Below are 17,354 nucleotides of genomic sequence, written 5' to 3' on the forward strand. Positions count from 1 at the left end.
GCCGCCGCTGACGCGGCGGCCCGGCCCCGGTGTGCGGGTCACCTGGCGATGAGATGCTGTCCCGCCGCCCCGGGGGTGAAGCGCAGCTTCTTCTCCAGGCAGACCATCGCCCCGTTCTCGCGCACGTTGGTGAACCGGATGTCGTCGGCGAGCGCGCGCATGATCTGCAGTCCTCGGCCGTGCTCGGCCCCCGGGCCGGGTTCGATCACCTTGTTCGGGTCGAAACCGCCCCCCGTGTCGATGACCTTGATGACGCACAGGTCGTCGCGCACGCAGGCGCTGACGGTGTAGTCGTCGCTGGGCGTGGCGTGCTTGACCACGTTCGCGCACGCCTCGGTCAGCATCAACTCGATGTCGTCGCGAATCTGGTCCTCGACGCCGAGCGACCGCAGCGTGCCGTCCAGCATCTGCCTGATCAGCGGGACGCTCGCCGCATCCCTGGGCAGTCGGAGCGCTATCGTCGCCTCCACTGCGTCTCCTCCCGTCTGGATGCGTGCGAGCCTTCTGCCCCGGATCCGGCGCGCCAATCGTCGGTTCCGCCGTCAGAGTGCCACAGGGGTCGCTACTGCTCCACGAGCCGCAGCGCCACCTCCATGCACGCCTTGTCGATCTCCTCCTCGGTCAGCCCCTCGCCGGCCATCGACAGCCACTTGCCCGCGTGCAGCGCGAACAGCGCCAGCGAGCGGCTGATGCGCTCGGTGGGCGTGGCGCCGGCGTCGCTCATCTCGGCGGTGAGCTCCATCATCGTGTCGCGCATCTTGGCGAGCTGGGGATGGTTGCGCATCGCCGTCTGGTTGCTCTCCAGGAAGCGGGCGACGGCCAGGTAGCGGGGCTGGCGCAGCCGTTCGGCGTAGCGCGCGAGCAGCTCGCGGCGGGTCTCGGGGGTCTTCGGCGCGTTCCTGGCCCACTCCAGCAGCTCCTGCAGCTCGGCCACCCGGAGGTCGACCAGGCTGCCGATGATGTCGTCCTTGGTCTTGAAGTGGTAGTACAGCGCGGCCTTGGTCACGCCCAGCTCTTCCGCGATCTCGCGCAGCGAGGTCGCCTCGTAACCCTGCTCCGTGAAGAGTTTCAGCGCGATCTCCTGGATCCGCGCCCGCGTGTCTTCCCGCACTTTGCACCTGTTTCGACTTGACGGTCGGCAAGTAAGTATCTAGCTTATTCTAAGCTTGCCGGTCGGCAAGTAAGCAAGATCAAACTGGGGGTTGCAGTGGCGGAGGCAGTCGGACGGCGCCGTGAGGTCATGGTCGTCCTGCCGGGCCTGATGCTGGCCATGGTGCTGGCCATGCTGGACAACATGATCGTAGGTACGGCGATGCCACGTATCGTGGGCGAGTTAGGGGGCCTGACCCATCTGTCGTGGGTGGTGACCGCCTACGTCCTGGGCACGACCGTCTCGACCCCGATCTGGGGCAAGATCGGCGACCTGTACGGCCGCAAGACCATCTTCATCACCTCGATCGTCATCTTCATGATCGGCTCCGTGCTGTGCGGCATGGCCGGCTCCTCCATGCTCGGCGGCCCCGCCGACGGCATGACCGAGCTGATCGCCTTCCGCGCGATCCAGGGCCTGGGCGCCGGCGGCCTCATGGTCAACGTCATGGCCATCATCGGCGACCTGGTCCCGCCCCGCGAGCGCGGCCAGTACCAGGGCATCATGGCCGGCGTCATGTCGCTGGCGATGATCGCCGGCCCGCTGGTCGGCGGCTTCATCACCGACCACCTCGACTGGCGCTGGGCCTTCTACGTGAACCTGCCGGTCGGCGCGGTCGCGCTGGTCCTGCTCGCGCTCAACCTCCACCTGCCGCGGACGCACAACAAGGTGCGCATCGACTGGGCGGGCGCGGTCCTGCTGTCGGTCAGCATCACCGCGATGGTGCTCATCACCACCTGGGGCGGCAACGAGTACACCTGGGGCTCCTGGCAGATCCTCACCCTGATCGCGGTCGCCGTGGTCTTCCTGGCCGGCTTCATCGTGGTCGAGCGCCGCGTGGCCGAGCCCATCATGCCGCTGCAGCTGTTCCGCAACCGCAACTTCACCCTGATCTCGGGCATCGGCTTCCTGCTCGGCTTCGCCATGTTCGGCGCGATCAACTTCCTGCCGCTGTTCCAGCAGACCGTCCAGGGCGCCACGGCCACGAACTCCGGCCTGCTGCTGCTGCCCATGATGGCCTCGGCCATGGTCGTGTCGCTGTTCGTCGGCAAGGCCATCACCAGCACCGGCAAGTACAAGATCTACCCGATCATCGGCGGCGTCGGCATGGCCGCCGGCATGTGGCTGCTGTCCACGATGGGGGTCGACACGGCCTCCTGGCAGACCGGCCTCTACATCGCCGTGCTCGGCCTCGGCATGGGCTTCCTCATGCAGACCACCATGCTCATCGCGCAGAACAGCGTCGAGCAGAAGGACCTCGGCGTCTCCAGCAGCGCCACCACGTTCTTCCGGTCGATCGGCGGCTCGTTCGGCGTCTCGCTGTTCGGCGCGATCTTCAACAACCACTACCTGTCGGAGCTGACCGGCCGGTTCGGCGCCCAGGCGGCCGAGCGCATGACCTCGGGCGGCGCCCGGATGGACCCCAAGCAGCTCGAACGGGTCCCGCAGATGCGCACCGGGATCCTGGAGTCGCTGGCGATCTCGATCTCCGACGTGTTCTGGTGGGCCATCGCCTTCGCCGTCGTGGTGCCGCTGCTGGCGGCCTTCATCAAGGAGATCCCGCTGCGCGGCGGCGCGCCCGCGGAGGCGGCCCCGCAGGAGGCGGTCAGCCCGGCGGCAGGCTGAACAGCCGGTCGATCGCCGTCAGCTGGAACAGGCTGCGCAGATAGGGCGTCAGCGCCACCACCCGCACCACGGCGCCGGCGTCCGCGGCCCTCAGCTGGAGGCGCACGAGCCCGGCCAGGCCGGAGGAGTCGACGAAGGTCAGCCGGGACAGGTCGACGTCGATCGCGGTGCAGCCCGCGGGGACGGGGAATTCGCCCAGCCGGCTGACGGACTCCCAGTCGAGGTCGCCGCTGAGGGCGAGCGCGACGGTGGTCGCGTCGGGGGTGGCGACCTCGATGTGCAGCGGCTTCCTGTCGACCACCCGCCCAGCCTAGCCACCCCGGGAAAAATGGGAGGCGCCGGGGTGGGCGCAGTGTGCACAATCCTGTCCATGCACATCTTGAGCCGCCCCCGGGTCGACGACGCCGCGGCCATCCACGAGCTGGTCGCGGCCTACGACACCGAGGTCATCGGGTCGCCCGACATGACGCTCGACGACATCGCCGACGAGCTGGCCGAGCCGGGCTTCGACCTCGACAGGGACGGCTGGCTGGCCCACGACGGGACCGGCCGCCTGGCCGGCTGGGCCTGGGCCTGCCGGGTGGGCGACAGCGACCTGGTCAACATCGAGGTCATCACCCGCTCCGGCCTGGACGACCTGCGGCAGGAGCTGTGGCACACGGTCACCGCCCGCGCCCGCGAGCTCGGCGCCGAACGCGGCCACGACGGCGTCACCCTCGACATCGGCATCTACCGCGCCGACCAGGACAAGCAGTCCTACGCCAAGGAGCAGGGCTTCGAGCCCGGCACCAGCTTCCACCGCATGCGCGTCGACCACGCCGACGACGCGGCTTCTGTCGAGGCGCCCACGCCGCCGCCCGGCCTCACCCTGCACACGGGCGAGGACGAGGAGACCCGCCGCGCCGCGCACGAGGTGCACCAGATCGGCTTCGCCGAGCACTTCGGCTTCGTCCCGGTCGACTACGACCACTGGTACGAGCGCCGCCAGGCCCAGAGCGTCACCGACTGGAGCCAGCTCACCCTGGCCAGGATCGACGGCGAGCCCGCCGGCGTGCTGATCGGCAGCAACCAGTTCGTCCCCGACGAAGACTGCGGCTACGTCGCCACGCTCGCCGTGCACCCGCGTTTCCGCGGCCGGGGCCTGGGCCGCTTCCTGCTCCGGCACGCCTTCGCCGCCGACGCCGCCAGAGGGCGCAAGGGCACGATCCTGCACGTGGACAGCAACAACACCACCCCCGCGCTGGGCCTGTACGAGTCGGCGGGCATGCGCCGCGTGCTGGCCATCGACGTCTGGCGGCGCCGCCTCTGACGCCGCCCGCCATGCCCGGTGGCGGGCCCGCCGCTAGACCCGGTGGCGGGCCAGGTGCTCCAGCACCGACTGGTTGGCCTCCCAGCCGTCGGGGAACTTCACCGGCACCCCGAGCTGCACCGGCTCGGCCGACGGATGGGCGTCCAGCAGCTCGGCGATGCCCGCCCGCGCCACCATCACGCAGGCGTGCCGGTGGCGCGAGGCCAGCACGCACAGCCGCCCCGACTCCAGGTGGAAGGCGGTGGCGTCGCGGCGGCCCGACAGCGGGTGCAGCACGATCGTCACGTCGTACTCGCGGCCCTGGAGCCGGTTGGCGGTGTCCACGGTGATCTCCGGCGGCAGCCCGGCGTTCCTGATCGCGGCCACCTGGTCGCGGTGGGCCGCCCCGACCGCGATCCGGTCGGCGGTCACCGGCCGCTCGCCCTGCTCGGAGGCGGCCACGGCCCCGCGCTGCAGCAGCCGCGCCGCCAGCAGCGCCACCGCCTGCACGGCCTCGCCGTCGGTGCGCACGGTGTGCCGCTCGGGCAGCTCCAGCAGCGCCCACCCCGACCGGGCGGCCTCCTCCAGAGCGCGGTCGTGCACGGTGCCCATGCCGCCGGCGGTCAGCTCCAGCCGCCGGTCGCCCGCCGAGGTGCCCGACCGGAACCCGGTGAACGGGTAGAACGCCTTCGACACCACCGGCGCGGCCGAGGCGGGCAGCCGCCAGGACACCGGCAGCCGGTGGACCGGCAGCTCCGGGTTGTGCCGCAGCAGCACCGCCACCGCGCTCTGCAACGGGTCCCACGACAACCCCGACCAGCGGTCGCCGTCGACGATCGAGAACGGGTCGAGCTGTCCTGGGTCGCCGACGAACAGCGCCCGCTCGAACAGCCCCGCGATGCGCAGCAGCTTGTCCGAGCGCATCTGGTACGCCTCGTCCACGATCGCCCACGGCCACACCCGGCCGGAGATCCACGCCCACTTGTCGGCCGTGGCGATGACGATGTCGGGGTCGCCGAGGTCCTGGATCCTGGTGCCGACGGTGACGCCGGGCAGCTCCAGCATGCGCGGGTGGGGCACGTACCCGCCGGCCGACAGCCGCCCGACCTTCAGGTGCGGGTGCTTGTCGGAGATGCGGGCCACCAGGTCGTCGACCTGCTCGTTCGTCTGGGCGACGATCATCAGCGGCTCGCCGCCGGCGGCGATGTGCGCGGCGGCGCGCACGACCAGCGTGGACTTCCCGGCGCCGGGCGGGGAGTCGACCACGACGCCGCGGTTCCTGGGCAGGTCGGCCAGGACGTTCGCGATCACCTGCTCCGGGCTCTCGCTCACGACCATTCCTCCTGGGCGTCCTCGTCGGCGGGGATGTACTCCTGCGGCGGCCCGCCGTGCGTCCACGGCGTGGCCTCGGCCTCGGGCAGCGCCGGCGAGCCCTGGAAGTCGTCGGTCAGCGAGGTGTAGCAGACCCGCTCGCCGATCTCCGGCACGGCGCCGGGGGCGGGCGTCTTCCCCCGGCCCATGCCCTTGGTGATCTTCAGGGTGACCAGGCCGCCGTGCGCCTCCACCAGCTCGGCGCCCTGGCCGCGGCGCTGCGGGGTGCCGAGCGAGGCGCCGGGCGGCAGGCGTACCGGGTCGTCGGTCTTGAGCACCACCAGCGGACGCAGCTTGCGCGAGCGGCCCTCGCCCTCGACGTTGTCGGGGACGGTCTCGACCACCTCGCCGGCGAACGCCTCGCCGGTCAGCCGGTACTCGGCCATCACCAGCGGGTCGTCGTAGGCGCGCTGCACGTCGTAGGCGGCCTGGGCACGTTCCATGCGGGCCAGCTTGGCCGCGGCGGCCACCGCGCCGTCGCGCCTGGCCTGCGGCGGCGCGCCCTCGGCGATGTGGGCGGCCATGGCGCTGAACGAGCCGCGGTCCTGCTCCCAGCGCTGCGCCACGCTCGCGCCCGGCTCCAGCCCGGCCAGCAGGTCGAGCGCCTGCCACATCAGCCGCCAGGTGGGTTCGAGCTGGGTGCGCAGCGCCTCGGCGACCCGTTCGGGCGACTCGCTCTCGATGGCCGGCGCGAGCACCTCGGCGTCGAAGCCCGGATCGGTCGCGGGCCCGGCGGGCGGCCAGATCAGCGGGTCCTCGGCGTCGTCGGAAGGCCCCTGGGTGATCCAGGACAGCAGCGCGGCCAGGTTGGCGTCCTCCAGCGCGCTCTGCCCGCTGGCCCAGTGGCGGCCCAGCTCCTCGGTCGCGGCCGGCGTCAGCGACGAGCCCGGGTAGGCGGCCCGCTCCGCGAAGTACGTCAGCCACCGCCCCAGCAGCGGCACCTCCGGCGGCACCGGGTAGGGCCCGTCGGGCCTGCGGAAGCGCGTGGAGCGCCCGAGCAGCCTGGTGAAGCCGACGCCCGCCTGGTTCGGCAGGACGAGCTGCGGCGCGTCGAGCGCCCGCTCGTAGGGGTCGGAGTTCTTGCGCTCCACCGTCTCGGTCTCGGCGGTGAACCCCTCGACGTACGGCAGCAGCACCCCGGCCAGCTCGGCGGCCCAGGCGAAGCGCAGGTCGCGGTTGCGCGGCTGGCTGACGACGAGCAGGCGCGGCCGGTCGCGATCGGTGCCGAGCATGGCGGCCAGCGGCGCGGCGGCCTCGCCCGACAGCTTGAGCGGGATGAACACCATCGGCCGCGCGGCCACGTGGCAGTGGCGGACCGTGGCGACGGGCTGGGCGATGCCCTCCCGCAGGGCGCGCAGCCGGGCGAGCGAGGTGAGCAGGCTCAACTGAGGCACTCCCTGCGCAGGCGTTCGGCGTTGCGGAGCAGGCCGGCGATCTCCTCCTGGCCGTCGGCCGGGTCGCGCAGGCCGTCGGCCAGGCCCAGCGCCTCGGCCACCGAGGCGACCCCGCCCAGCTCGTCACGCACCTGGCGGCCGAGCAGGTCGGAGGCGCCCTCCTGGCGGGCCTCGTCGCGGCAGAAGAAGCACAGGTCGCACGCGGACAGGCAGTCGGGCGCGTAGCGGGCGGTGGTCCTGCGCAGCGCGTCGGCCAGCTCGGCGACCGGGCGGGTGGGCCGGCCGTCCTCGCCGGGCCGCAGGTCGAAGCTGAGGTCGTCGGGGAGCGCGGCGAGCAGCCGGTCGAGGCCGGTCATCCGGGTGAGCTGGCGGCGCAGCACGGCGAGCTGCCTGCGCACGTCGACCAGGGTCGCCACGGGCCGGTTGGCGAAGTTCTCGGGGCACACCAGCACCACGTCGTGGGAGACGGTGAGCGGGTCGTGCCCCAGCTCCGCCAGCATCGTGCGCAGCGCCAGCACGTAGACCGCGGCCTGGCGGGCGGCGGCGGCCACCGCGGCCGGCTCGGCCTGCCCGTCGACCACCGCGAACGACTTGATCTCCACCACGTGGAAGCGCCCGCCGAGCTGGAAGGCCACCACGTCGGGTTCGAGGAAGGCGGTGTGGCCGGCGATCTCCAGGCTGAGCAGCGGGTGGTCGAACAGCGTGCCGGCGTCCTGGTCGCCGTGCGCCGCCCGGTCGAACAGGGCGCGGGTGTGGGTGTGGCGCAGATGGGCGCCGACGTTCTCCACGTCGTGGTAGGCCACCTCGGCGACCGGCAGGTCCAGCACCTCGCGCAGCATGCGCAGCAGCTCGGCGCAGCCGTCGGCCTTGACCAGCGCCTCGAACGCGTTCCCGCGGGTGATCGCGAACGGCGACTGGCCGAACGGCGCGGGGAAGCCCAGGTGGCGGGCGGCGGCGTGCTTGTCGACGCCGGCGCCGTCCATGAGGGCCCGGCGGGCGCAGCCGGGGTTGGCGGCCAGGGCCGCGATCGCTCTGGCGTCGTGCGGCTTGGGCGGCGTCGTGCCGCGCAGCGCGTCGAGCCGGTGGGCCGGGCCGTCCTCGCGTCTCAAGCCGCTCACGTCGCTGTCTCCTCCTTGATCGTGCCCAGCGTAGCGGCGCCGAAGAGCCTGGCCACGTGACCGAGCTGGGATGTGGCGCGTCGTGCCAGCTCGGCGCGGTCGCGCGTGTCGCGTTCTGCGTGCACCGCCAGCTCGGCGCCGGCCGCCTCGGCGATCCGCCGGCGGTCGGGCGGGCCGAGGTCGGCGGCCGTGGCGCCGGGCACGTTCCTGGCCATCCGCGCCAGTAAGCGCAGGGCCCCTTCGTCCGCGCAGTCGTGCGAGGCCACCGCGATGGCGCAGGTCAGGAAGTCGACGCGGGGGCTGAGCGGGCCGACCACCCGCCGCTCCAGCGGCCAGGTGCTGAGCGTCAGCAGGCCGCGGGCGGGGGAGAGGCGGTCGGTCAGCGCCGCGCACAGGTAGTACGGCCTGCCGTGCGGCGTGGACCGGAACGAGCGCTCCTCGTCGCGGCGCAGGCTGGTGAGCTGGGCGCTGCGGATGGTGCCGGCGAAGAACGCGCCGCTGACCGCCACCACCAGGCGCGGCTGCGCGGCGGCCCCGAGCAGCGCGAGCGCCTGGTGCACCTGCTCGCGCACGGTGACCAGCCGGGGCCCTTCGGCCTTGGCGCGCGGCTGCTCGCCGCTCACCAGGGCGTCCCAGGCGCGCTCGGCGGCGCGCAGCTCGGCGCGCAGGACGCGGGCCGTCGCGCCGTCCCTGACGCGCATGGCCTTGCGCACGCCGGCCCGGAGCCCGTCGATCCGCCGCTCCAGCTCGTCCAGCGGGTCACTCATGGCGCGAGGGTATCAACAGTTCCAGTATTTCCCAGTATTTACCCCGAAATCTACGTTGTAAAGGGCCGGGCCAGGAACCACATGCGGTCCTCGGTGAGGAACCGCTCCAGCCGCAGCCCCTCGGCGGCCAGGACGTCGGCCAGGTCGTCGTCCGTCATGCGGCGCGAGGTGAACGACTGTGTCCAGAGGCGGTCGCCGTGCTCGTAGCGCATGGTCGCCGCGAACACGCCGGGGGAGATCTCCTCGACCTCCGCCAGGGTGATCGTGACGTCGCCGTCCGTCCGGCCCGAGCCGGGCCGCCAGCTGTCGTGCCGCTCGGCCGTCATCCACTGGACGAGCACCGCCCCGCCCGGCTTGACGTGCCGCGCGCACGCCGTCAGGAAGGCCCGCCTGACCTCCTCGTCGACGACGTTGACGAGCTGGGAGGCCAGCGTGACGGTGTCGAAGCGCCGGTCGAGCCGCAGGTCCTGGAGCCGCGCGTGGACCGTCTCGGCCCCGCGCACGTGGGCCAGCATCTCGGCGGACTCGTCCACGGCCACGACCTGTAACCCGGCCTCGACGAGCGCGTGGGTGACCCTGCCGACGCCGGCGCCGAGCTCCAGGACGGACCCGCCCGGCGGGGTCTCCTGGATGACGACGTCGGCGTCGCGGCCGGGTTGGAGGAGGGTGTAGAACTCCACGGGGGATCCGTCGGGGGTGATGGCGCCTGGTCCTGTACCGGTGTTCTTCATGACCAAAAACCTAACCGCCGCGTGAGCCGTCCGTGAGCGGGGGACGATGGCCTCTGTGACCGGTGAGGTACGAGTTCTGATCGGCGTCGGCGTGGGCCTGGCCGCCGTTCCCCCCGTCTACTACCTGACCGAGGCGGGCGCCAGAGCGTTGCGGGCCGGACAGGCGGCCTTCGCCCCGGCCCCCGCCGGGCTGGGCCTACTGGCGGCGGCGGCCCTGATCGTCGCGGTGCTGGCCGCCTGGCCCGCCGCGGCGCTGGCCTGCGGGCTGCCGCTGGCCGTGGCGGGCGTGCTGTTCGCCCTCGACCTGCGGGCCGCGATCGGCCTGGCGGGCGCGCTGCCCGGCCTGTGGGAGCCGCCGTGGGCCGAGCCGCCCGGCACCCTCGCCGGCGCCACCGGCCTGTACGCCTACACCGGCGCGTTACTGGTCTTCTCGGCGCTGCTGCCGCGTCGTCTGCGATCTATCCTGAGCAGATGAGCAGACGGGACCCCGACCGGCGCAGGGCGCTGCTCGACGCCGCCGACCGGGCCATCCTGGCCGAGGGCCCCGAGGTGTCGATGGCGGCCATCGCCGCCGAGGCCGGCATCACCAAACCCGTCCTGTACCGCCACTTCGGCGACAAGAGCGGCCTGTACCAGGCGCTGGCCGACCGCCACGTGCGCACGGTGATCGCCCAGCTGCGTCCGCAGTTCGCCGGGCCCGGCACCGACCTGCGGGCCCGTGCCCGCGCCGCCATCGGCGTCTATCTCGACCTGATCTCGGCCAACCTCGACCTCTACCGCTTCCTGTTCCACCGGGCCAGCGCCGAGGACACCCGCATCCGCTCCCACATGACCTCGCTCGTGCGCGGCCTGGGCGAGGAGCTGGGCCGGGTGCTGGCCGACGAGCGAGTGGTGGCCGACCCGGTGCGGGCCCAGGTGCTCGGCCACGCGTTCGTCGGCATGGTGCAGACGACGGGCGACTGGTGGCTGGAGCATCCGGAGGTCGACCGCTCGCAGGTGGTGGAGGGGCTGGTCGACGTGATCGCGGCCGCCGTCGCCGGGGGTTGAGGGTCGGCGACGGGCGGCCTGGTCAGGTCAGCAGGCCGAGCAGGTCCCACTCGTTCTGGCAGGCGCGGCGGCCGAGGGCGGCCAGCTCCACCGAGGAGGCGCCGCCGCGCAGGTGCCGCATGGTCTGCATGACGCAGATGATCCCCCACTTCAGCACCCCGAACGTCTCCCACCAGCGCAGCGCGTCCAGGTCGACGGGACGGCCGCCGGCCTCCTCGTAGGCGGCGGTCAGCTCGGCGTAGCCGCCGAACCCGCCCACGGGCAGCGGCGAGCCGAACCGCCATGCCTTGACGCACAGCCAGCCCAGGTCCTCCAGCGGGTCGCCGGCGTGGGCCAGCTCCCAGTCGAGCACGGCCCTGACGCCCTCCGGGCCGACGATCAGGTTGCCGTTGCGGAAGTCGCCGTGCACGACGCTCGCCGGGACGGCGGGCGGCCGGTCGGCCTCCAGCCTGCGCAGGGCCAGCTCGAACACCGGATGCGGCTCGCCGGTGAGATCGAGCACGTCCCGCCAGCGGCGCAGCGGGTCGGCGGCCACGGCTTCGGTCCCAGGCGCCGGCGCAGGCACGGTCTCGGGGGTCACGGTCTCGGGAGTCGCGGTCTGGGGGGTCGCGGTCTCGGGGGTCGCGGTCTCGGGTTCGGGCGCGGTCTCGGTCGCGGGCAGGCACGACAGCGGCATGCGGTGGATCGCCGCCAGCGCCCGCCCGCACTGGGCGGCCAGCCTCGGCCTGGCCTCCCGGTACGCCTCGTCCCGCAGGATCCGGCGCGGGATGGTCTCGCCGGGGATCCGGCTCATCAGCACGTACGGCCCGGCGGGCGGTCGGGCGGCCCGTCCGGTGGACGGCCCGGCGGGCGGTCCCGCAGCGGCCACGACGTGCGGCACGGGCACCCCGGCGTCGGCCGCCGCCCGCATCAGCCGCGCCTCTTCGGCCAGTCCCGTCCCCGCCTCCAGGACGGCCCCCGGCCCGTCGAGCCGGAGCACCAGCTCGTGCCGGTCGCCGCCGGGGACGACCACGTCCAGGGCCCAGCTCTCCCTGGAGGCCCCGCCGGGCAGCCGGACCGCGTACGGGACGGTGGCGTCCGGGCCGTACGCCTCGCGGACGATCGCCTCGACGCGGTTCATCGCGGGCCGAACTCCCAGGCGCCGCCGGCCGCGTACGCGCCCAGGAGGCGGCGGCCGACCGCGTCGATGTGCACCTCGTCGGGGCCGTCGTAGACGCGCGCGGCGCGGGCGTGCCGGTACATGCGGTCCAGCGGCGTGTCGGGGGTCAGGCCGGCCGCGCCGTACACCTGGACGGCCCGGTCGATGACGTTGTGCAGCATGCGCGCCCCCACCACCTTGATCGCGCCGATCTCGACGCGGGCCTGCGAGCCGGCGTCCACGGCCTCGGCGGCCTGCAACGTGAGCAGGCGGGCGGCCTGGATCTCGGTGTAGGAGTCGAACACGTGCCGGCGCATGAGCTGCTTGGCCGCCAGCGGTTCGCCGAAGGCGGTGCGCGTGTGCAGCCGCCGGCACATCAGGTCGAAGGCCCGCTGTGCCTGCCCGAGCCAGCGCATGCAGTGGAAGATCCGGCCGGGCCCGAGGCGCCGCTGGGCGATGACGAAGCCGTGCCCGCGCTCGCCCAGCAGGTTCGTGGCCGGCACCCGCACGTCGTCGTAGCGCACCTCGCAGTGCGCGCCGTCGAGGCCGAGCACCGGGGTCTCGCGCACGATCGTGTAGCCGGGCGTGTCCGTCGGGACGAGGATCATGGAGAAGGCCCGGTGGGGCGGCGCGTCCGGCTCGGTCCGGCACATCACGGTCGTGTACGCCGCCACCGACGCGCCCGTCGTGAACCACTTGTTCCCGTTGATCACCCATTCGTCGCCGTCGAGCACGGCGGAGGTGGTGAGCTGGGTGGGGTCGCTGCTGGAGACCGCCGGTTCGGTCATCGCGAAGCTGGGCGAGATGTCGCCGCGCACCAGCGGCTCCAGGTAGCGCTCGCGCTGCTCGGGGGAGGCGTGCTCGTGCAGCATGAGCGAGTCCTGCAGCGTGAACGTGCCGAGCGCGAGCTGCCCGTACTCGCTGCGGCCCTGGACCTCGTTGACGTAGACGTAGTCGAGGAACGGCAGCCCGCCGCCGCCCAGCTCGCGCGGGTGGCCGAGGGCCCACAGGCCCTCCTTCCTGGCCTCGTCCCGCAGCCCGGCCATGGTGGCGGCGGCCCGCGGCCCGCCCTCGTGCAGCACCTCCTCGGCCGGTTCGACGCGCTCGGTCATGAACGCGCGCACGGCGTCGCGGATCGGCCGGACGTGCTCGGGTACGGCGAAGCTCATGGGGTGATCTCAACCGAAATCCGTTGCGCGGTCAACGGTCGGCGCGCCCGCACAGCAGCAACGCTCGAAGTCGAACCGCTCGGCGCAGGCCCGCTCCCACAGGCGGGCGGTGTCGCCGCCGGCGCGCGGGAAGACCAGCCGCGCGATCACCAGCGCGACCACCGCCCGCGCCCCGGCCAGGTAGAGCGCCGAGGCTGCGCTCTGGACGTGCGCGCCGGAGACGAACAGGTCGTCCACCAGCAGCACCCGCGCGCCGTCGACGCGGCCCAGCACCTGGAAGGCGCGCTCGTCCGAACGCCGCCGCGCGAGGTTCTCGGCCGCCTGCGCCGACCCGGCCATCAGCACGGGACGGTGGAGCCCCCGCAGGTCGCCGACCATGTCGACGATCCGCGGCATCGGGTGGAAGACCTCGATGGGGCGGTCGAGCCGGGTGCTGGGCAGCGTGGTGACCATCGTGAAGGGGCCGCCGGCCACCCGGGTCAGGCAGGCGGAGTGGGCCCGGTGGAAACGGGCCACGGTGGCGGCCAGGAAGGGCACCCGCCGCACGCTGCCCGGCGGGTCCCTGCGGCGGGTCACGATCGCGTGCAGCTGGGCGCCGTCGCCGTCGCGCACGCACAGCGAGACGGGCACGACGTGCTCGGTGTGGCGGTACAGGCCCTGGGTGGTGACCCCGCAGGTGGCGCAGAGCCCGGACGGCCCACCGGCGCCGGTGTGGCAGATCCGGCAGACGCCGGGGCCGGCGGCCGGGACGTTGCGGAAGATCTGCAGGTACGCCTCGGTCACCGCGCGGGCGTCGCCCATGGTCAGAAGACGGTCGTCAGCCGGGTCACATCTACAAGATTGACCGCCTGGCGCGCCAGCTCGTCAATGCCCGCTACGACAGTGACTCCTCCCCGGTAGGCCAGCCGGGGCGTCCAGGGCAGGCCGGGCGCGGCGAAGACGTGCTTGCCCTGGGACAGCGCCATCGCCGCCCGCTCGCCGTCGCGGGCGCCGGTGGCGTAGAGCGCGGCGGCCAGACCGCTGGTCACGAGCCCGGTCACCGCCCGCGTCCGGGCCGTGGCCGCCGTGCCCGGCCAGAACGGCGACACCGCCACGACAGCCCCCGGCCCTACGGCGAGCGGCCGCCCGCCGTCCGGGCCGGCCACAAGGGCCTCGGGCCCTACGGCGAGCGGCCGACCGTCGTGCGGGCCGACCACGATCGCGCGGCCGCCGGCCGCCACCGCCGCACCGGCGGCGCGCGGCCCGTCGCACACGACGGTCAGACCGGCCGCGGCCAGGCCGCGGGCCGCTGCGCAGGCGCCGGGGGCGTCGCCGGTGACCGCCACCGACCGGTGGTCGCCGGCCCCCAGCCGCCCGCGCACCCACAGGAACGGCTGGAGGTTGTAGGCGTAGGCCAGGTTGCCCGGATAGTCGTCGTCGAGCACGGTCACCAGCGCGGCGGGGCAGGAGGCGATGAGCGCCGCGGCCCGGTCGAGGTCGCCCGGCCGCAGCCGCGCGACGACCCGCGCGGCGTGCGCCCTGTCGTGCTCGCCGAGCCCGCCTAGGTCGCCGCGGGCCAGCCGCAGCGCGCTGCCCCGGGCCTCCACGACCCGCGCGGTGTGGTGCCACGGCCCGGCGGTGGCCCTGGTCAGGGCGAGCACCGCGGCCTGCTCCTCGGTCACCGACATATCACCCACCGTCCGGTTGGAACGACCGTACGCGTGCCGACCGACAGAACCGGCTCCCCATCGTGCCGCCCGCGGTCGCCCGTGCCGCGCAGACCCGCCGCGGCACGGGAAAGGGCCCGGCGGCCGCGGGACATCCGCGGCTGCCGGGCCCTTTGGAGGGGACGGGGTCAGGCCGCGTTCTCCTCGGCCTTGCGGGGCAGGACCTCCAGCTCGAACGCCCCCGACCTGACCGCCTCCAGGAAGCGCTGCCAGTCGCGGCGCGGGATCTCCAGGACCACGTCCGGGGAGGAGTCGTGGATGAGCTCCACGTGGTCGTTGATGCGGCAGGCCTTGACGCGTACGTCGTCGTTCATGCTGCGCTCCCTCGGGTTGACTGCGGCTGAGCGGCCCGGTGAGCCGGGGGCCGGGAGCTGCGCCGGGCGACTTTCCCAGCCGTCCGGGCCGTCCGCGTGACCCCGGAGGGCCGGGCCGCTCGGGAAGCGTGCCATCGTCGCGCGGGGGCCCGCCAGCGCCGGTATGGGCGGTCCGGTAGAGACACGCCGATCGCGGGCGGAGGTCTGTCGTCCCGGGGGTGGAGAAAGGTCATCCGCGGGCCGGGGCCTTGACAGGAAGGGCGGTGATCCTTATGCCTGGGCTCACGACTGGCCGTGCGTTGGCGTACGGCTCCGGAGCCGAGGTGACGGGAGTGCCGCCGATGGCGCAGCCCCATGACGTGCCCACCGCCGCGCAGCTCGTCGCGGCCGTCCGCGGGTTCCTGCGGGACGACGTGCTGCCCGCGGTCGAGGGGCGGGTGCGCTTCCACACGCGGGTGGCGATCAACGTGCTCGCCATGGTGGAGCGGGAGATCGAGCTGGGAGGGGACCAGGCCGCCGAGCACGCCGCGCGGCTGGCGGCGCTGGGCGTGGCCGACGACGCCGAGCTGGCCGCCGCCGTCCGCGCGGGCCGCTTCGACGGCGACGACGCGCTCACCGCCGCCCTGGTCCAGGCCGTCCGGGCCAAGCTGGAGGTGGCCGATCCCGGCTACCTCCAGCGGCCGTGAACGTCAGTGGGAGCCGGCCAGGTCCAGGTCCTTGACGTCCGGGTCACCCTCGTCGGCGAAGTAGTCGCCGCGCCGGGTGGCGTCCGCGCCGTCGGCCACCTTGGCCGCCCGGAAGATCAGCGTGGCGACCGCGGCCACGACCAGGTTGACGATCAGCGCGAGGAAGCCCGCGTAGACGGTCATCTTGGTGTCCAGGCCCAGGTTCGACAGGCTGAAGGCCGAGCCGCCGAAGTGCTCCTTGCCCTTGGCCGGGTTGGGGATGAGGTAGAGCATCCACATGCCCGCCGCCAGGCCCGCGGCCCAGCCGGCCATCAGGCCGCCCTTGTGGAACCAGCGCGTGTACAGGCCGAGCGCCACCGACGGCAGCGTCTGCAGGATGATCACGCCGCCGATGAGCTGCAGGTCGATCGAGAACTGCGGGTCGAGCAGCAGGATGCACAGCACCGCGCCCACCTTGACCACCAGCGAGACGACCTTGGAGACGTTGGCCTCCTGGGCGTCGGTGGCCTGCTTGTTGATGTACTCGCGATAGATGTTGCGGGTGAACAGGTTCGCCGCCGCGATCGACATGATCGCCGCCGGCACCAGCGCGCCGATGCCGATGGCCGCGAACGCCACGCCGGCGAACCAGTCGGGGAAGAGCTGGTCGAACAGGTTCGGCACGATCGTGTTCGGGTCGCCGTCGACCGGCTTGGTGCCGGCCGCGATGGCCATGAAGCCCAGCAGCGCGATCAGGCCGAGCACGAAGCTGTAGGCGGGCAGCGCCGACATGTTGCGCTTGATGACGTTGCGGTTCTTGGAGGCCAGCACGCCGGTGAGGCTGTGCGGGTAGAGGAACAGCGCCAGGGCCGAGCCGAAGGCCAGCGTGACGTACTGGAGTTGGTTGGCGCCGTTGAGCAGGATGCCGTCGCCCGGCGCGGGGGTCTTGTCGAACTTGGCCTGCGCCATGTCGAAGATGTTGCCCCAGCCGCCCAGCTTGGCCGGGATGTAGATGACCGCGGCCAGGATCACGATGTAGATCAGCGCGTCCTTGACGAAGGCGATCAGCGCGGGCGCGCGCAGGCCCGACTGGTAGGTGTAGGCCGCCAGGATCGCGAAGGCGATGATGATCGGCAGGTGCCCGGTGATGCCCATCGACTTCAGCACGGCCTCGATGCCGACGAGCTGGAGCGCGATGTACGGCATCGTGGCCACCAGGCCGGTGATGGCGATCAGCAGCGCCAGCGTCGGCGACCCGAACCGGGCCCGGACGAAGTCGGCGGGCGTGACGAACCCGTGCACGTGCGAGACCGACCACATCCGCGCCAGCACCAGGAACACCAGCGGGTAGACCACCACGGTGTAGGGCAGCGCGTAGAAGCCGAGCGCGCCGGAGCTGAACACCAGCGCGGGCACGGCCACGAACGTGTAGGCGGTGTAGAGGTCGCCGCCGACCAGGAACCAGGTGACCCAGGAGCCGAAGCTGCGGCCGCCGAGGCCCCACTCGTTGAGGCTGGCCAGGTCGGTGGGCCGCCGCCAGCGGGCCGCCACGAAGCCCATGCCGCTGACCAGGATGAACAGCAGCCCGAAGACGACCAGCTCGGTCACGTGCCCGCTCATTTGGTCATCCTGTAGACGATCGTGGTGCAGCCGACGCCGACCACGATGAAGGCGAGCTGCAGCCAGTAGAACAGCGGGAAGCCGAGCAGGCGCGGCTCGTCGGAGTTGAACAGGAACGTCAGCAGCGGCAGCACGATCGGCACGACCAGCAGCCAGTTCCACGGGCTGCGGTCGGTACGCGGCGGCTGCCCGGATTCCCCGGTAGTCATCGGCCCTCCGATTGGGGGATCAGGAGCGGCGTGTTGACCGG

Annotated in this window: 20 protein-coding genes; 5 read left to right on the forward strand and 15 right to left on the reverse strand. The window is 73.2% G+C overall.

The window, feature by feature from the left end; genetic code table 11:
* Positions 1–38: 38 nt before the first annotated feature.
* Positions 39–470: an ATP-binding protein gene (locus ABZ444_RS41130; RefSeq protein WP_358009279.1), complete on the reverse strand. Its 432-nt coding sequence runs from the start codon at positions 468–470 to the stop codon at positions 39–41.
* 92 nt (positions 471–562) lie between these two features.
* Positions 563–1,111, reverse strand: coding sequence for a helix-turn-helix domain-containing protein (locus ABZ444_RS41135; protein ID WP_357975472.1), 549 nt, complete (start codon positions 1,109–1,111; stop codon positions 563–565).
* Between the two features lie 96 nt (positions 1,112–1,207).
* On the opposite strand from ABZ444_RS41135, the gene ABZ444_RS41140 reads away from it, so the two are divergent.
* Entirely contained in the window at positions 1,208–2,776 is a 1,569-nt protein-coding gene (locus ABZ444_RS41140; RefSeq protein WP_357975475.1) for an MDR family MFS transporter, read from the forward strand.
* On the opposite strand, the gene ABZ444_RS41145 is transcribed toward ABZ444_RS41140, so the two are convergent.
* Positions 2,757–3,077 (reverse strand): STAS domain-containing protein, encoded by a 321-nt coding sequence (locus ABZ444_RS41145; RefSeq protein WP_358009281.1) that lies wholly within the window; start codon positions 3,075–3,077, stop codon positions 2,757–2,759. The two genes, ABZ444_RS41140 and ABZ444_RS41145, sit on opposite strands and share 20 nt — an antisense overlap.
* 69 nt (positions 3,078–3,146) lie before the next feature.
* On the opposite strand from ABZ444_RS41145, the gene ABZ444_RS41150 reads away from it, so the two are divergent.
* Positions 3,147–4,085 carry a GNAT family N-acetyltransferase gene (locus tag ABZ444_RS41150; protein WP_358009283.1) on the forward strand — a complete coding sequence of 313 codons (939 nt, stop codon included), beginning with the start codon at positions 3,147–3,149 and terminating at the stop codon, positions 4,083–4,085.
* A 33-nt stretch (positions 4,086–4,118) separates the two neighbouring features.
* On the opposite strand, the gene ABZ444_RS41155 is transcribed toward ABZ444_RS41150, so the two are convergent.
* The 5 genes from ABZ444_RS41155 to ABZ444_RS41175 are packed head-to-tail and all read right to left on the reverse strand — an operon-like array spanning position 4,119 to position 9,445.
* Positions 4,119–5,402, reverse strand: coding sequence for an AAA family ATPase (locus ABZ444_RS41155; protein WP_358009285.1), 1,284 nt, complete (start codon positions 5,400–5,402; stop codon positions 4,119–4,121).
* Positions 5,393–6,820, reverse strand: a complete 1,428-nt coding sequence (locus ABZ444_RS41160; protein ID WP_358009287.1) for a hypothetical protein — start codon at positions 6,818–6,820, stop codon at positions 5,393–5,395. The genes ABZ444_RS41155 and ABZ444_RS41160 overlap by 10 nt, the downstream gene beginning before the upstream one ends.
* Entirely contained in the window at positions 6,817–7,947 is a 1,131-nt protein-coding gene (locus ABZ444_RS41165; protein ID WP_358009289.1) for a hypothetical protein, read from the reverse strand. The genes ABZ444_RS41160 and ABZ444_RS41165 overlap by 4 nt, the downstream gene beginning before the upstream one ends.
* Complete coding sequence (locus ABZ444_RS41170; protein WP_358009291.1) at positions 7,944–8,714, reverse strand: hypothetical protein; 771 nt, start codon at positions 8,712–8,714, stop codon at positions 7,944–7,946. The genes ABZ444_RS41165 and ABZ444_RS41170 overlap by 4 nt, the downstream gene beginning before the upstream one ends.
* A 50-nt stretch (positions 8,715–8,764) precedes the next feature.
* Positions 8,765–9,445 (reverse strand): class I SAM-dependent methyltransferase, encoded by a 681-nt coding sequence (locus ABZ444_RS41175; protein WP_358009293.1) that lies wholly within the window; start codon positions 9,443–9,445, stop codon positions 8,765–8,767.
* Between the two features lie 55 nt (positions 9,446–9,500).
* Here ABZ444_RS41175 and ABZ444_RS41180 point away from each other — a divergent pair, with 55 nt between their 5' ends.
* Positions 9,501–9,920, forward strand: a complete 420-nt coding sequence (locus ABZ444_RS41180; RefSeq protein WP_357975498.1) for a hypothetical protein — start codon at positions 9,501–9,503, stop codon at positions 9,918–9,920.
* Positions 9,917–10,492 carry a TetR/AcrR family transcriptional regulator gene (locus ABZ444_RS41185; protein ID WP_357975501.1) on the forward strand — a complete coding sequence of 192 codons (576 nt, stop codon included), beginning with the start codon at positions 9,917–9,919 and terminating at the stop codon, positions 10,490–10,492. Before ABZ444_RS41180 ends, ABZ444_RS41185 begins: the two co-directional genes overlap by 4 nt.
* 22 nt (positions 10,493–10,514) lie before the next feature.
* On the opposite strand, the gene ABZ444_RS41190 is transcribed toward ABZ444_RS41185, so the two are convergent.
* From ABZ444_RS41190 to ABZ444_RS41210, 5 genes are all read right to left on the reverse strand, one after another.
* On the reverse strand, positions 10,515–11,612 hold the full coding sequence (locus ABZ444_RS41190) for a phosphotransferase family protein (protein WP_358009295.1): 1,098 nt from the start codon (positions 11,610–11,612) through the stop codon (positions 10,515–10,517).
* The gene (locus ABZ444_RS41195; protein WP_358009297.1) at positions 11,609–12,799 is read right to left on the reverse strand and encodes an acyl-CoA dehydrogenase family protein; all 1,191 of its coding nucleotides are present in this window, start codon (positions 12,797–12,799) and stop codon (positions 11,609–11,611) included. Before ABZ444_RS41195 ends, ABZ444_RS41190 begins: the two co-directional genes overlap by 4 nt.
* Before the next feature lie 9 nt (positions 12,800–12,808).
* A complete protein-coding gene (locus ABZ444_RS41200) occupies positions 12,809–13,600 on the reverse strand; it encodes a hypothetical protein (RefSeq protein ID WP_358009299.1) in 792 nt (263 codons plus the stop codon).
* 2 nt (positions 13,601–13,602) lie between these two features.
* Complete coding sequence (locus tag ABZ444_RS41205; RefSeq protein ID WP_358009301.1) at positions 13,603–14,466, reverse strand: hypothetical protein; 864 nt, start codon at positions 14,464–14,466, stop codon at positions 13,603–13,605.
* A gap of 167 nt (positions 14,467–14,633) precedes the next feature.
* Positions 14,634–14,819 (reverse strand): hypothetical protein, encoded by a 186-nt coding sequence (locus ABZ444_RS41210; RefSeq protein WP_358009303.1) that lies wholly within the window; start codon positions 14,817–14,819, stop codon positions 14,634–14,636.
* 341 nt (positions 14,820–15,160) lie between these two features.
* Between ABZ444_RS41210 and ABZ444_RS41215 the strand changes: the two genes are divergently transcribed.
* A complete protein-coding gene (locus tag ABZ444_RS41215) occupies positions 15,161–15,505 on the forward strand; it encodes a DUF6285 domain-containing protein (RefSeq protein WP_358009305.1) in 345 nt (114 codons plus the stop codon).
* 3 nt (positions 15,506–15,508) lie between these two features.
* On the opposite strand, the gene mctP is transcribed toward ABZ444_RS41215, so the two are convergent.
* Together mctP and ABZ444_RS41225 are read right to left on the reverse strand one after the other, a co-directional pair.
* Positions 15,509–17,104, reverse strand: coding sequence for a monocarboxylate uptake permease MctP (gene mctP, locus ABZ444_RS41220; RefSeq protein WP_357975522.1), 1,596 nt, complete (start codon positions 17,102–17,104; stop codon positions 15,509–15,511).
* Positions 17,101–17,313, reverse strand: coding sequence for a DUF3311 domain-containing protein (locus tag ABZ444_RS41225; protein ID WP_352329975.1), 213 nt, complete (start codon positions 17,311–17,313; stop codon positions 17,101–17,103). The genes mctP and ABZ444_RS41225 overlap by 4 nt, the downstream gene beginning before the upstream one ends.
* Positions 17,314–17,354: the final 41 nt, after the last annotated feature.

This window comes from Nonomuraea sp. NPDC005730 (assembly GCF_040630865.1).
GTDB lineage: Bacteria > Actinomycetota > Actinomycetes > Streptosporangiales > Streptosporangiaceae > Nonomuraea.

What these genes read in the sequence shown, in the direction of transcription:
- ABZ444_RS41195 (WP_358009297.1), bottom strand. Translation starts at nt 12,799, where the DNA reads ATGAGCTTCGCCGTACCCGAGCACGTCCGGCCGATCCGCGACGCCGTG.
- ABZ444_RS41200 (WP_358009299.1), bottom strand. Translation starts at nt 13,600, where the DNA reads ATGGGCGACGCCCGCGCGGTGACCGAGGCGTACCTGCAGATCTTCCGC.
- ABZ444_RS41205 (WP_358009301.1), bottom strand. Translation starts at nt 14,466, where the DNA reads ATGTCGGTGACCGAGGAGCAGGCCGCGGTGCTCGCCCTGACCAGGGCC.
- mctP (WP_357975522.1), bottom strand. Translation starts at nt 17,104, where the DNA reads ATGAGCGGGCACGTGACCGAGCTGGTCGTCTTCGGGCTGCTGTTCATC.
- ABZ444_RS41155 (WP_358009285.1), bottom strand. Translation starts at nt 5,402, where the DNA reads ATGGTCGTGAGCGAGAGCCCGGAGCAGGTGATCGCGAACGTCCTGGCC.
- ABZ444_RS41190 (WP_358009295.1), bottom strand. Translation starts at nt 11,612, where the DNA reads ATGAACCGCGTCGAGGCGATCGTCCGCGAGGCGTACGGCCCGGACGCC.
- ABZ444_RS41185 (WP_357975501.1), top strand. Translation starts at nt 9,917, where the DNA reads ATGAGCAGACGGGACCCCGACCGGCGCAGGGCGCTGCTCGACGCCGCC.
- ABZ444_RS41225 (WP_352329975.1), bottom strand. Translation starts at nt 17,313, where the DNA reads ATGACTACCGGGGAATCCGGGCAGCCGCCGCGTACCGACCGCAGCCCG.
- ABZ444_RS41170 (WP_358009291.1), bottom strand. Translation starts at nt 8,714, where the DNA reads ATGAGTGACCCGCTGGACGAGCTGGAGCGGCGGATCGACGGGCTCCGG.
- ABZ444_RS41215 (WP_358009305.1), top strand. Translation starts at nt 15,161, where the DNA reads ATGGCGCAGCCCCATGACGTGCCCACCGCCGCGCAGCTCGTCGCGGCC.
- ABZ444_RS41150 (WP_358009283.1), top strand. Translation starts at nt 3,147, where the DNA reads ATGCACATCTTGAGCCGCCCCCGGGTCGACGACGCCGCGGCCATCCAC.
- ABZ444_RS41210 (WP_358009303.1), bottom strand. Translation starts at nt 14,819, where the DNA reads ATGAACGACGACGTACGCGTCAAGGCCTGCCGCATCAACGACCACGTG.
- ABZ444_RS41175 (WP_358009293.1), bottom strand. Translation starts at nt 9,445, where the DNA reads ATGAAGAACACCGGTACAGGACCAGGCGCCATCACCCCCGACGGATCC.